We start from the raw sequence: 13,435 nt of genomic DNA on the forward strand, positions 1-13,435 counted from the left end.
TATCGGCCCGGCCCCGCGATGAACCCACGCCTGCGACGGGAGCGGGTGTGCGAAGCGGAAGCGTTTGCCGCACGCGTGTCCGGCAGGAAAAAATCCTGTGACCGTCGGGGTGGTGCAGGATAATTTCCCGAGGCTCCACTTGCTGGGAGAATCCTCGTATGCCTACGGTGTCCTGACGTGAGCTTCTCCCGTGGAGGATGGGACATGACGGAAATTCTTGTGCAGGTGGGTTCGGGGGGCCAGGTTCCTCCCGTGGCCAGGGTGGTGGAGCATCCGGCGTGGCCCGTGCTCAAGGATGCCGTGGAGCGGATCCGGCCATGGCAGTCCAAGGACGGATCGATCGACTTCGACGCGCAGGGCGCCCCGGATCCCGCCGAGGCCGAACTCGCCGTCCGGCGTGTCGTCCACGCCGTCGAGGAGCTGTCCCCGCTGCTCCCGCACGACAGCGCCTACCACCAGGCCCTCGTGAAGGACCTGCACCACTGGGTGGACGGCGGCTTCCGGGTGCCGGACTTCCTGGACTCGCTGCTGGCCTTCCAGCCCGCCGCGAACCGCGCGGACGGCCTGCAGCACCTGGTCGTCTTCCCGATGTACACGCAGAACGGCAACCCGGACCGCAACCTCGAGGCGGTCGTGCTGCGCATGGTCTGGCCCGAGTGGCTGGCCGAACTGGAGCGCACCCGCTACGACAACCCGCTGTTCTGCGGCATCAGGTTCGAGGACTTCACCGCGGGTTACGACACCAACTCCGCAGTCCTCTTCCCCGAGACCATCGCCGTGCGCGAGGCCCCCGAGCGGTTCAGCTGGGGCGGCATCTTCTGCGACCGCGAGGCCGCCCGCTTCCGCCGGGTCACGGATGCCGCCGTCGACATCCTGGGCCTGGAGCTGCCCGAGGACATCGCCGCGATGGTCCACGACCAGAAGCGCTGCGAGGAGGCCTTCGTCCTGTGGGACATGGTTCATGACCGCACCCACAGCCACGGCGACCTGCCGTTCGACCCGTTCATGATCAAGCAGCGCCAGCCGTTCTGGATGTACGGCCTCGAGGAGCTGCGCTGCGACCTCACCGCCTTCAGGGAGGCCGTGAAGCTGGAGGCCGACGGCGTCCCGCAGGCCCGTGACGTGCAGTACGCGGTGTTGTTCGACCGCATGTTCCGCTTCCCGGTCACCGGCGAGCGCGTGCGCAACTACGACGGACTCGGCGGCCAGCTCCTGTTCGCCTACCTGCACAAGCACGACGTCGTCCGCTGGACCGACAACAAGCTGTTCATCGACTGGCAGCGCGCCCCGCAGGTCACGAACGAGCTGTGCGCCGACATCGAGCAGCTGTACCGGGACGGCATCGACCGCCCCAAGCTCGTCCACTGGTTCGCCGGATACGAGCTGGTCTCCACCTACCTCGCCCCGCACCCCGGCTCCCGCTGGGCCAAGGGCCCCGACGCCCTCGACCTGAGCCAGCCGCCGCGGAAACTCGTCGATGACGTGCTTCCGGACGAGTTTCCGCTGAGCATGTTCTATGAAGCACTCTCCAAGAAGCTGAAGACCGTGATCGCCTCCACCAAGGGCATCACGGCCAAGAGTGCCGAGCGGGTCGCCGCGTGAGCGACCGCGTGCACGGTGAACCAGCGCACACTGCTCAGGAGGCGAAGACCATGGGGAACGGGGCACTCAGCGGTGCTGTGATCGCGGTGGCCGGCGCGGGCGGACCCGCGGGGCGCGCGACGCTGCTCAGGCTCGCCGAGGCGGGCGCGACCGTCGTCGGCGCGGACAACGATCCCGAGCGACTGGCGGAGGCCGTGGACGCGGCCCGCTACAGCGCCGGCGGCGCTACGGTCACCGGGGAGACGGTCGACCTGCTCGACCTGGACTCGACCCGCGACTGGGCCGCCCACACCGAGAAGGAGTTCGGCCGGGTCGACGGCGTGGTCCACCTCGTCGGCGGCTGGCGCGGCAGCGAGACCTTCGCCAAGACCAACCTGCACGACTGGGACCTGCTCGAGCTGCTGCTGATCCGCACCGTGCAGCACACCTCCCTCGCCTTCCACGAGGCGTTGCAGCACAGCGAACGGGGCCGGTACGTCCTGATCAGCGCCGCGGGTGCCAGCAAGCCCACCGCGGGCAACGCCGCGTACTCCGCGGCCAAGGCCGCCGCCGAGGCGTGGACGCTCGCACTCGCCGACTACTTCCGCAAGGCGGGGATCTCGGAGGGCGCGGACGGTCCGACCTCCGCCGCTGCCATCCTGGTGGTGAAGGCGTTGGTGCACGACGCGATGCGCGCCGAGCGCCCCAACGCGAAGTTCGCGGGCTTCACCGACGTGAAGGACCTGGCCGAGGAGATCGTCGGGGTCTGGGAGAAGCCCGCCGCAGAAGTGAACGGAAAGCGTCTGTGGCTGACCGAGAAGCCGTGATACGAGAAGCCGTGAACCCACCGAGGACCGACGCCCGGCGCCACCACGACCCGGACGTCCGCGGCTTCGCCAGCGACAACTACGCCGGGGCCCACCCGGAGGTGCTCGCCGCCCTGGCCCTGGCCAACGGCGGGCACCAGGTCGCCTACGGCGAGGACGACTACACCGAGAACCTCCAGCGGATCGTCCGCAGCCACTTCGGCGCCACGGCCCAGGCGTTCCCGGTCTTCAACGGCACCGGCGCCAACGTCGTCGCCCTCCAGGCGGTCACCGACCGCTGGGGCGCGGTGATCTGCGCCGAGAGCGCGCACATCAACGTCGACGAGGGCGGCGCCCCCGAGCGCATGGGCGGCCTCAAGCTGCTCACCGTGCCCACACCGGACGGCAAGCTCACCCCCGAGCTGATCGACAAGCAGGCGTACGGCTGGGAGGACGAGCACCGCGCGATGCCGCAGGTCGTCTCGATCACCCAGAGCACGGAACTGGGCACCCTGTACACGCCCGACGAGATCCGGGCGATCTGCGACCACGCCCACGCCCACGGCATGAAGGTCCACCTGGACGGCTCCCGGATCGCCAACGCCGCGGCCGCGCTGGACGTCCCGATGCGGACGTTCACCAACGCGGTGGGTGTCGACATCCTCTCCCTGGGCGGCACGAAGAACGGCGCCCTGTTCGGCGAGGCGGTCGTCGTCATCAACCAGGACGCCGTCAGCCACATGAAGCACCTGCGCAAGCTGTCCATGCAGCTCGCCTCCAAGATGCGCTTCGTCTCGGTGCAGTTGGAGGCGCTGCTCGCCAAGGACCTGTGGTTGCGCAACGCCCGCCACGCCAACGAGATGGCCCAGCGGCTCGCCGAGGGCGTCCGGGCCGTGCACGGCGTGGAGGTCCTCCACCCGGTGCAGGTCAACGGGGTCTTCGCGAAGCTGCCGCACGAGGTGAGCGTGCGCCTGCAGAAGCGGTTCCGGTTCTACTTCTGGGACGAGAGCGCGGGTGTGGTGCGCTGGATGTGCGCGTTCGACACGACGGAGGAGGACGTGGACGCGTTCGTGGCGGCGGTGAAGGAGGAGATGGCGCGCTAGCGGCACAGCAGTCGCGGACGCGGCCGAGAAGTGCATAGATATGCGTTCACCTGAAAAGTCATTGACTGGCGGGTGATCGCATTCCTATGCTCTGCGGGCATGGAGCTGATCCAGAACACCCTCGACCTGTCCGCGTACCTGGCCCCCGACGAGGTCATCGACCATGCCCATCCGCTGGTCCGTGACACGGCCGCGCGACTCGCCCGGAAAGCGGGGGACTCGTATGACTATGCGCGGTTGGCCTTCGAGTTCGTGCGCGACACCATCCCGCACTCCGCCGACAGCGGCGACCTCCGGGTCACGTGGCGGGCCTCCGACGTGCTGGAGCAGGGCACCGGCATCTGTTACGCCAAGGCCCACGCCCTGGCCGCCCTGCTGCGAGCCGAGGACATCCCGACGGCCCTGTGCTACCAGAAGCTCGATGTGGTGCACGGCCTGGTCGCCGTGCGCTTCAACGGCGCCTGGCATCGGCAGGATCCGCGCGGCAACAAGCCCGGAGTGAACGCGCAGTTCTCCCTCGACGGCGAGCGACTGGCCTTCACGCCCGACCCTCGGTCCAATGAGCTGGACTATCCGGTCCTGTACGCTGAACCTCACCCGGTCGTCCTCGGCGTCCTCAAGGCCGCCCCCGACCGGCCGTACCTCTGGAAGACGCTCCCCACCGCACTCTGAGGCAGGCGATGACTCTCACCCTGACCGTGTCCGACGAGGTGCGCCTCCTCGCGCCCGGCTTCACCCACCTCGCGATCGAGGCGCACGGCCTGGTCAACGGGCCCAGCACCGACGCCAGTTCCGCCCTCCTCGACGACGCGGCCCGCCGGCTCGCCGTTCGCCTGGACGGGCGTGCCCCGCACGAGGACGCGCACATGGTGGCGTGGCGCGAGGTCTACACGGCGTTCGGGTCCAAGCCCTCGCGGACGCGCAACTCGGCGGAGGCGCTGGCGAAGAGGGCCCTGTCGGACGGCGGACTTCCGCGGATCAACCTGCTCGTCGACCTCTACAACGCGATCAGCGTCGCCCACCTGATCCCGGTGGGCGGCGAGGACGTCGACCGCATCGAGGGAGGCATGCACCTCGTGCGGGCCACCGGAGACGAGAGCTTCGTGACCGCCGCCGGCGGAGAGCAGGTCGTCGAGCACCCCGACGCGGGCGAGGTGGTCTGGCGCGACGACACGGGTGTGACCTGCCGCCGCTGGAACTGGCGCCAGGGTCCGCGCACCAGGCTCACCGAGGACACCGTCTCCGGGATCTTCCTGTTGGAGAGCCTGGCCCCGATGCCGGTCGCCGACGTCGAGGCGGCGGCGGCCGAACTCGCCGAGCTGCTGGAGAAGTTCAGCCCGGGGGCCCGGATCGTGGTCGGGTCCCCGGTGTCCTGATCCCGCTCGGCGGAGCCTTCGGGCTCAGCGCGCCTCGGCCTCGCGGACCTGCTCCGGGGTCGGGGCGGTGCCGCCGAGGTGGGCCGGCATCCACCAGGTGTCGTCCTCGTCCCTGGGGCGCACCGGGTAGGCGCGCTGGGCCGCCTCCAGCAGCTCGTTCACCCGCTCGCGCACCTGGCGGGTGATCGCTCCCGCGTACTTGTCCCGGGAGGCCTCGATCACCTCGCCGACGCGGATGGTGATGGGGGTGTGGCTGCGCTTGAAGTTGCGCGGGTGGCCCTTGGTCCACAGCCGCTGGGTGCCCCACAGCGCCACCGGGATCAGCGGGACGCCGGCCTCCTGGGCCATGCGCGCGGCGCCCGACTTGAAGCTCTTCAGCGTGAACGACTGCGAAATCGTCGCCTCCGGGAAGACGCCCACGATCTCGCCGGACCTGAGCGAGTCCAGCGCGTGGGCGTACGCCGTCTCGCCCTGGTTGCGGTCCACCGGGATGTGCTTCATCCCGCGCATCAGCGGGCCGGAGACCTTGTGGCGGAAGACGGACTCCTTCGCCATGAAGCGCACGAGACGCTTCTGGGGGAGTGCCGCGAGCCCGCTGAAGATGAAGTCCAGATAGCTGATGTGATTGCTCACCAGCACGGCACCGCCCGAGCGCGGGATGTTCTCCGAACCCTTGCAGTCGATCTTGAGGTCCCACGCCTTGAACAACGCCTGGGCGAGACCGACGACGGGACGGTAGACAAGCTCTGCCATGGACGGGGTGGACCCTTCCTTCTCTGCCTGGAAAAAGGACTCCCGGGCGGGAAAGCTACGCAGCCGTAGGTTTACGGCATCTCGCAGATCGTGCCCCAAGAACGCGCGAGGAGCCAGCCTTCGCGCCCGTCAACGGCGAGATTCTCGTCACGTCCCTCACCCCATGATCCACCTCGGGGTTTTGCGCCCCCATTACTCCGCCCGTACGGTCGCCCGACGCACCAGCAGGTACATCTCGCACCCCAGGCAGTACCCGAACGCGGCGTTCAGGAACGCCGCGGCCAGCGCTGCCCCCGTGGCGGCGAGTCCCAGCCACTCGGCCCCCAGCGCGTAGCCGGCCAGGCCCACGGCCGCGAAGACCAGGCCCACCGCCTGGGCGAACCGCGGCGGCTCGGGTGCCTCGAACTCGGTGGGGGGCCCGAGCCGGGGCCGTACGGCGCCGCGGAACAGCCGGCCGTACGGTGAACGGCTCACTCCGCCCGCCGCGCCCAGCGCGAACGCCAGCGTCTGCCAGGCCAGCAGCCAGACGCTCCCCGTGATCAGCACGACCGCCAGTACGACGGTCGTCACGGCCGCCCCGAAGCGCGGCCCTCTTGCATCGATGTCCATGGGAACCAAGGATTCCGCAACGGACGGGTTTCCGGGTGGCGGGAATCTTTGCAGTCTCGTGAACGCTGGTGCAGACGATGACCGGACTGGTGGTGTGCGTGGCGGTGCTCGCGGTGGCGAGCGCCTACGGAGTGCTGCAGCGGCGGCGGAGCGGGAGGGTACGGGTGCGCGGGCGCGACGACGGAAAACGGCTCGGCACGGCGGAACTGGGCGGCCCGCTCGGTGAGCGCGCCACCCTCGTCCAGTTCTCCAGCGCCTTCTGCGCTCCGTGCCGGGCGACCCGACGGGTCCTGGGCGAGGTGGCCGGCCTGGTCCCGGGCGTGACCCACGTCGAGATCGACGCCGAGGAGCGGCTGGAACTCGTCCGGGAACTCGACATCCTCAAGACCCCGACCGTGCTGGTCCTGGACGCCGACGGCCGGGTCGTCCGGCGTGCCGTCGGGCAGCCGCGCAAGGCCGACGTGATCGCCGCACTGGGTGAGGCGGTCTGAGGGCAGACGACCGGAGTGAGGCATCTCCCATGGGCGTGGTGAGCCACCTCCCATATGCCGGGACGTACTTGACTGCGTGCACCACCTATCGTCAGCCTGACCGTATGCCTTCGGAACTCCTTCTCCACGGGCGGGTCCACGTCGACCTGGTCCGTACCGCGAGCGCGCGCTGTCCGGGCTGTTGAGCAGCCAAGGACGCCCCCGCCACTCCTCGCAGACGGACAGCTCCATGACGGCCATCCCCGATCTCGACAGCGCCCGGCTCGCCTCGCCCGACCTGCTGCGTTCCGTCTTCCGGCGGCACGCGGCGGGAGTCGCCGTGATCACCGCCCGCGGCGACGCGGGCCCCGTCGGATTCACCGCCACCTCCCTCACCTCGGTCTCCGCCGAGCCCCCGCTGCTGTCCTTCGGCATCGGCACCGGCGCCTCCAGTTGGCCCGCGGTGGCCGATACCGACCACGTGGGGGTGCACATACTCGGCGAGCACCAGCAGGACCTGGCCGCCACCTTCGCCCGCAGCGGCGCCGACCGCTTCGGCGGGGCGACCGCCTGGCGCGAGGGCCCCGAGGGCGTCCCCGTCCTGGACGACGTCCAGGCCTGGCTGCTGTGCCGGATCGCCGCCCGCGTGCCCGCCGGAGACCACCGCCTGGTGCTGGCCGAGGTCGTCCTCGGCGACTCCACGGGCCCGGGCCGCCCGCTGCTCTACCACCAGGGACGGTTCCATGGGCTGCGCGACTGACCGGCTCGGCCCCTCTTCTGCGAAGCCGTCGAGTTCCGATTACGCTGCGTTGCAAAGGTCACAGTTCAAAGCGCTTGCTTAGCGGGAACGAACTGGGTGTACTGACGAGTAATATTTCGGTCGGAGCGCGGGTCGCCCCGACCGGGATCGGCCGCTTGGGGCGCCTATGCTGCCTGCAAGTAGGCAGCCGAAAACTGACGATGCAGTAGGAGAGCCGGCGTGAGCTTGAGGATCGTTGTCACTGTGAAGTACGTGCCCGACGCCACTGGCGACCGGCACTTCGCCGATGACCTGACCGTCGACCGGGACGACGTCGACGGTCTGCTCTCCGAACTGGACGAGTACGCGGTCGAGCAGGCGCTGCAGATCTCGGAGAACTCCGACGACGACGTCGAGGTCACCGTCCTGACCATCGGCCCCGAGGACGCCAAGGACGCGCTGCGCAAGGCGCTGTCCATGGGCGCCGACAAGGCGGTCCACGTCGAGGACGACGACCTGCACGGCACCGACGCCATCGGCACCTCCCTGGTGCTGGCCAAGGCGATCGAGAAGGCCGGCTACGACCTGGTGATCTCCGGCATGGCGTCCACCGACGGCACCATGGGCGTCGTGCCCGCGCTGGTCGCCGAGCGCCTCGGCGTGCCGCAGGTGACCCTGCTGTCCGAGGTCTCGGTCGAGGACGGCACGGTCAAGGGCCGCCGCGACGGCGACTCCGCCTCCGAGCAGCTCGAGGCCGCCCTGCCGGCCGTCGTGTCGGTCACCGACCAGTCGGGCGAGGCGCGTTACCCGTCCTTCAAGGGCATCATGGCGGCCAAGAAGAAGCCGGTTCAGTCCTGGGACCTGTCCGACCTCGACATCGAGGCCGCGGAAGTCGGCCTGGAGGGCGCCTACACGGTCGTCGACTCCGCGGCCGAGCGCCCGGCGCGCACCGCCGGCACGATCGTCAAGGACGAGGGCGAGGGCGGCAAGCAGCTCGCCGAGTTCCTCGCGGGCCAGAAGTTCATCTAGGTCCGACCCCCTTACCGCCCCTCAGACTTCGCAACGCAGGAGAGCATTCCCATGGCTGAAGTTCTCGTCTACGTCGACCACGTGGACGGCGCCGTCCGCAAGCCCACCCTGGAGCTGCTGACCCTGGCCCGCCGCATCGGCGAGCCGGTCGCCGTCGCCCTCGGCAGCGGCGCCGCCGACACCGCCGCCGTCCTCGGCGAGCACGGCGCGGTCAAGGTCCTCACCCACGACGCCGCCGAGTACGCCGACTACCTGGTCGTCCCGAAGGTGGACGCCCTCCAGGCCGCGTACGAGGCCGTCTCCCCGGCCGCCGTGCTCGTGCCGTCCTCCGCCGAGGGCAAGGAGATCGCCGCCCGTCTGGCGCTGCGCATCGGCTCCGGCATCATCACCGACGCCGTCGACCTCGAGGCCGGCGACGAGGGCCCGGTGGCCACCCAGTCGGTGTTCGCCGCCTCCTTCACCACCAAGTCCCGTGTCGCCAAGGGCACCCCGGTCATCACCGTCAAGCCGAACTCGGCCGCGGTCGAGGCCGCCCCGGCCAACGCCGCCGTCGAGGCCCTGAGCGTCACGTTCTCCGCCCAGGCGACCGGCACCAAGGTCACCGCGCGCACGCCGCGTGAGTCGAGCGGCCGTCCGGAGCTGACCGAGGCAGCGATCGTGGTCTCCGGTGGCCGTGGCGTCAACGGCGCCGAGAACTTCTCGGTCATCGAGGCGCTGGCCGACTCCCTCGGCGCGGCCGTCGGCGCCTCGCGCGCCGCCGTCGACGCCGGCTGGTACCCGCACACCAACCAGGTCGGCCAGACCGGCAAGTCGGTCTCGCCGCAGCTGTACATCGCCTCCGGCATCTCCGGCGCGATCCAGCACCGCGCCGGCATGCAGACCTCGAAGACGATCGTGGCGATCAACAAGGACGCCGAGGCCCCGATCTTCGACCTGGTCGACTACGGCGTGGTCGGCGACCTCTTCGACGTCGTCCCGCAGCTCACCGAGGAGATCAAGACCCGCAAGGGCTGATCCCGCTCCGGGTGTACGAGGCCCCCGTGACCGCTTCCGCGGCGGTCACGGGGGCCTTCGTCATCCCCTGTCATCCCAGGGTCACGGACGCCTGCACCGGCAGGTGGTCGCTCGGGAACTGCCCGCCCGGCGCGAAGGTGTTGACCCAGGCGCGGTGGGTCGTGACGCCCGACGAGGCGAGGATCCAGTCGATGCGCTCGCCGTCGGGAATCAGCGGCTGGTAGCCGTGGAAGGTGCCGAACAGCCTGCTCCGCTCGGCCGCGCCGTCCCACGTGTCGACCAGACCCGCGCCCAGCATCGTGTCGTAGACGGCGTTCTGGTGGGCGGCCACGTTGAAGTCGCCGGTCATCAGCAGCGGGAGCCGGTCGAGTCCGGCGATCCACTGGGTGATCAGCGACGCGGCACGCGTGCGTGCGTACTGACTGGCGTTGTCGAGGTGCGTGTTCAGGACGTGGAACTCCCGGCCCCCGTCGCGCAGATCACAGAAGCGGACCCAGGTCACCATCCGGATGGAGGCGCCGCCCCAGGTGTTCGAGCCGATCACGTCCGGAGTGTCGGAGAGCCAGAAGTGGTCGTACTCCCGCGGGACCAGCCGGCGGGTGTCGTAGAAGACGGCCATGAACTCGTCGCGGCTGCCGCCGGCGCGGCCGGTGCCGATCCAGTCGTAGTGCGGTCCGAGGTCGGACCTGATGTCACGCAGCTGCTGGTAGAGCCCCTCCTGGGTGCCGATGACCGCCGGGGCCTCACGGCGTAACAGCTCGCGCAGGACCGGACGCCGGGCTGCCCAGCTGTTGGGTTCCCGGGTGCTCGCGAAGCGGAGGTTGAGGGTCATCACCTCCAGCCTGCGGTTGCCTCGGCGCAGGGCGGAGACGGACGACGTGGTGAACAGGGGCACGGCCAGGGCGGCGGCCACCACCGTCCGCAGGCCCGCCCGACGGGTCACTCTCTTCACGTCCGACACGCGATCCCCTTCCCCCGCGAGTCAGGATGAGGGATGAGCCCTGTCGTGCGGAAGAAGGCGTGAGAAAGGCTTAGGGGCTGGAGTGGCCCGGCGGATCACGCTGCGGACGGGTGTTGACCGGCGGGAAGCTCCACCGATAGCTTCGCTCTACGGATTGTTGATTCCGTAGAGCGGAAAACTGGAGGGTGTGGGATGGGTCAGGGTCAGCAGGAGCAGGTCGCGACGAGCCTCGCGGGCGCCGTGAGCGAGGAGATCAGCGCCTCCCTCGCCCCGGTCGACGCCGAGCTGGAGCGCCGCTATCCCGGAGACCCCGGTACCCGCCAGCCCGTCCACACCGTGTACGTCCCCGGCGACGTCTTCGCCGCCGACACCATCCGGTCCTGGGGCGACCAGGCCCTCGCCGCCCTCGACGAACACGCCCCGGACGCCGCCTCCTTCGCCGCGGTCCTCGGCCTGTCCGACGAACTCGCCGGACCGGTCTACGCCCGCGTCCGCGCCAAGCTGGAGCACGAGCCCGTCGAGGACCTGCGCGTCGACTTCGAGGACGGCTACGGCCCCCGCCCGGACGCCGAGGAGGACGAGACGGCCGCCCGCGCCGCACGGCTGATCGCCGAGGCCTACCAGAACGGCACGGCGGCGCCGTACATGGGGATCCGCATGAAGTGCATGGAGGCGGCCGTCCGCGACCGGGGCATCCGCACCCTCGACATCTTCCTCACCGGCCTGATGGAGGCCGGCGGCCTGCCCGGCGGACTCGTCCTGACGCTGCCCAAGGTGACCTATCCCGAGCAGGTCGGCGCCATGGTCCGGCTCCTGGAGGCATTCGAGAAGGCGCACGGCCTGGAGCCCGGCCGGATCGGCTTCGAGATCCAGATNGGACTCGTCCTGACGCTGCCCAAGGTGACCTATCCCGAGCAGGTCGGCGCCATGGTCCGGCTCCTGGAGGCATTCGAGAAGGCGCACGGCCTGGAGCCCGGCCGGATCGGCTTCGAGATCCAGATCGAGACCAGCCAGTCCATCCTCGCCACCGACGGCACCGCCACGGTCGCCCGCATGATCCAGGCGGCGGAGGGCCGCGCCACCGGGCTGCACTACGGCACCTTCGACTACAGCGCCTGTCTGGGCGTGTCCGCCGCCTACCAGGCGAGCGACCATCCGGCCGCCGACCACGCCAAGGCGATCATGCAGGTCGCGGCCGCGGGGACGGGCGTACGCGTGTCGGACGGCTCGACGAACGTGCTCCCGGTCGGCCCGACCGCCAAGGTCCACGACGCCTGGCGCCTGCACTACGGCCTCACCCGCCGCGCCCTGGCCCGCGCCTACTACCAGGGCTGGGACATGCACCCGCGCCACATCCCGACCCGCTACGCGGCCGTCTTCGCCTTCTACCGCGAGGGCTTCGCACAGGCCGCCGCCCGCCTGTCCCGCTACGCCAACCGCACCGGCGGCGACGTCATGGACGAGCCCGCCACCGCCAAGGCCCTCAGCGGCTACCTCCTGCGCGGCCTCGACTGCGGCGCCCTCGACATCGCCGAGGTCGCCCGCCTCGCCGGCCTGACCCGGGCCGACCTCGAGGGCTTCGCGGCACCCAGGCGGGGCGACCTCACGGCCTTCGGGAAGTAGCGGGCCTGTCACAACGGTCACCGTCGGCCGACGTTGTCACCCCCGCCCCGTAGTCTGTACGCCACCACGGACGGGTCACAGGAACGGGGCGGCAGTGTCTTCGGGGGAGAACGCACAGGCGGACGGGGCCGGGCGGATGCTGGCCGGGCGTTACCGAGTGGTGGGCCGGCTCGGGCGCGGCGGTATGGGTGTCGTGTGGCGGGCCGTCGACGAGGTCCTCGGACGTGAGGTCGCCGTCAAGGAGCTGCGGACGTACACGGACGCCTACGGGCCCGAACTCGACGGCCTGCGACTGCGGATGCAGCGCGAGGCCCGTGCGGCGGCCCGGGTGCGGCATCCCGGGGTCGTGGCCGTCCACGACGTCACCGAGGTCGACGGCCGCCCGCTGATCGTGATGGAACTGGTGGACGGGCCGTCCCTGGACGACGTCCTGCGCGAGCGCGGCACCCTCGACGCCCACGAGGCGGCCGGGATAGGCGCCAAGGTCATGGACGCGCTGGCCGCCGCCCACCGCGCCGGCGTCCTGCACCGCGACGTGAAGCCCGGCAACATCCTGCTCGACCGCTCGGGCCGGGTCGTCCTGACCGACTTCGGCATCGCCACCATGGAGGACCCGGGCGACGGCTCGGCCACCCACCTCACGCGCAGCGGCGAACTCGTCGGCTCCCTGGACTACTTGGCGCCCGAACGCGCGCAGGGCGCCGACCCCGGCCCCGCCTCCGACATCTGGGCGCTGGGCGCCACGCTGTTCGCGGCCGTCGAGGGCGCCTCGCCCTTCCGCCGTACGTCCACCTTCTCCACCCTGACCGCCATCGTCAGCGAGCCCCTCCCCGAAGCCCGCCGCGCCGGGCGCCTGGGCCCGGTCCTGCAACGCCTGCTGGACAAGCAGCCCGAGTCACGCCCGCAAGCGGACGAGGCGCGAGAGTTGCTGCAGGCCGTGGCGGACTCGGGCGGGACGGACACTCCGACGACGACGCTGCGGGGGGCGGCGGTCGCGACGGGGGCCGCGCAGCCGACGACGGGGGAGACGAAGCGAAGCGTCCCGGTACCGCCGGCGTCCGAGCAGGCCGCCGGGCCCGAAGCCGCGGCTTCGCCCGCACCTGCTCCCGTACCCGTGGCGGCTCCCGTGCCACCCGGAGCCTCCCCTCCCACCGGCCACATGTCCGCCACCACCGGACCTCGCCGCAAGGGCCGCGCCGCCCTTCTCGCCGCCGCGGCCGTCGCGGTTGTCCTGGCCACGGCCGGGGCCACCCTCGCTCTGCTGAACGGCCAGGAAGACACCGACGCCGGTGCGCGGCCCACCGCGTCGGCCGGCTCGGCCGGCGCCTCCTCGGCGGCGGACCGGGCCGCGGCCGGCCGCACGGGCGGTCC

General features: G+C 70.9%; 14 protein-coding genes. 11 read left to right on the plus strand and 3 right to left on the minus strand.

Annotation, left to right across the window (positions count from 1 at the left end):
* Window positions 1-204 precede the first annotated feature (204 nt).
* From ACWBNA_RS42040 to ACWBNA_RS42060, 5 genes are all read left to right on the plus strand, one after another.
* Entirely contained in the window at window positions 205-1,602 is a 1,398-nt protein-coding gene (locus ACWBNA_RS42040; RefSeq protein WP_482709861.1) for a DUF6421 family protein, read from the plus strand.
* 50 nt (window positions 1,603-1,652) lie between these two features.
* Window positions 1,653-2,408 (plus strand): SDR family NAD(P)-dependent oxidoreductase, encoded by a 756-nt coding sequence (locus ACWBNA_RS42045; RefSeq protein ID WP_482709862.1) that lies wholly within the window; start codon window positions 1,653-1,655, stop codon window positions 2,406-2,408.
* An 11-nt stretch (window positions 2,409-2,419) separates the two neighbouring features.
* Window positions 2,420-3,490 carry a threonine aldolase family protein gene (locus tag ACWBNA_RS42050; protein ID WP_482709863.1) on the plus strand — a complete coding sequence of 357 codons (1,071 nt, stop codon included), beginning with the start codon at window positions 2,420-2,422 and terminating at the stop codon, window positions 3,488-3,490.
* Window positions 3,491-3,589: 99 nt separating this feature from the next.
* Window positions 3,590-4,162: a transglutaminase domain-containing protein gene (locus ACWBNA_RS42055; RefSeq protein WP_482709864.1), complete on the plus strand. Its 573-nt coding sequence runs from the start codon at window positions 3,590-3,592 to the stop codon at window positions 4,160-4,162.
* Window positions 4,163-4,170: 8 nt separating this feature from the next.
* On the plus strand, window positions 4,171-4,866 hold the full coding sequence (locus ACWBNA_RS42060) for a B3/B4 domain-containing protein (RefSeq protein WP_482709865.1): 696 nt from the start codon (window positions 4,171-4,173) through the stop codon (window positions 4,864-4,866).
* A 24-nt stretch (window positions 4,867-4,890) separates the two neighbouring features.
* On the opposite strand, the gene ACWBNA_RS42065 is transcribed toward ACWBNA_RS42060, so the two are convergent.
* Entirely contained in the window at window positions 4,891-5,619 is a 729-nt protein-coding gene (locus ACWBNA_RS42065; protein WP_482709866.1) for a lysophospholipid acyltransferase family protein, read from the minus strand.
* 192 nt (window positions 5,620-5,811) lie between these two features.
* Entirely contained in the window at window positions 5,812-6,228 is a 417-nt protein-coding gene (locus ACWBNA_RS42070) for a DUF4395 domain-containing protein (protein ID WP_482709867.1), read from the minus strand.
* Between the two features lie 77 nt (window positions 6,229-6,305).
* Here ACWBNA_RS42070 and ACWBNA_RS42075 point away from each other — a divergent pair, with 77 nt between their 5' ends.
* The 4 genes from ACWBNA_RS42075 to ACWBNA_RS42090 all read left to right on the plus strand — a co-directional run bounded on the left by ACWBNA_RS42075 (window position 6,306) and on the right by ACWBNA_RS42090 (window position 9,480).
* Window positions 6,306-6,719: a TlpA family protein disulfide reductase gene (locus ACWBNA_RS42075; protein WP_482709868.1), complete on the plus strand. Its 414-nt coding sequence runs from the start codon at window positions 6,306-6,308 to the stop codon at window positions 6,717-6,719.
* 229 nt (window positions 6,720-6,948) lie between these two features.
* On the plus strand, window positions 6,949-7,458 hold the full coding sequence (locus ACWBNA_RS42080; protein ID WP_482709869.1) for a flavin reductase family protein: 510 nt from the start codon (window positions 6,949-6,951) through the stop codon (window positions 7,456-7,458).
* 219 nt (window positions 7,459-7,677) lie between these two features.
* On the plus strand, window positions 7,678-8,466 hold the full coding sequence (locus ACWBNA_RS42085) for an electron transfer flavoprotein subunit beta/FixA family protein (RefSeq protein ID WP_482709870.1): 789 nt from the start codon (window positions 7,678-7,680) through the stop codon (window positions 8,464-8,466).
* Between the two features lie 51 nt (window positions 8,467-8,517).
* Window positions 8,518-9,480: an electron transfer flavoprotein subunit alpha/FixB family protein gene (locus ACWBNA_RS42090; RefSeq protein ID WP_482709871.1), complete on the plus strand. Its 963-nt coding sequence runs from the start codon at window positions 8,518-8,520 to the stop codon at window positions 9,478-9,480.
* A 70-nt stretch (window positions 9,481-9,550) separates the two neighbouring features.
* On the opposite strand, the gene ACWBNA_RS42095 is transcribed toward ACWBNA_RS42090, so the two are convergent.
* Window positions 9,551-10,441, minus strand: coding sequence for an endonuclease/exonuclease/phosphatase family protein (locus tag ACWBNA_RS42095; protein ID WP_482709872.1), 891 nt, complete (start codon window positions 10,439-10,441; stop codon window positions 9,551-9,553).
* A gap of 192 nt (window positions 10,442-10,633) precedes the next feature.
* Here ACWBNA_RS42095 and ACWBNA_RS42100 point away from each other — a divergent pair, with 192 nt between their 5' ends.
* Together ACWBNA_RS42100 and ACWBNA_RS42105 are read left to right on the plus strand one after the other, a co-directional pair.
* Entirely contained in the window at window positions 10,634-12,064 is a 1,431-nt protein-coding gene (locus ACWBNA_RS42100; RefSeq protein ID WP_482709873.1) for a DUF6986 family protein, read from the plus strand.
* A 94-nt stretch (window positions 12,065-12,158) separates the two neighbouring features.
* A partial coding sequence (locus ACWBNA_RS42105) for a serine/threonine-protein kinase (RefSeq protein ID WP_482709874.1) occupies window positions 12,159-13,435 on the plus strand: 1,277 nt, incomplete at its 3' end.

The organism is Streptomyces sp. Q2, assembly GCF_056820935.1.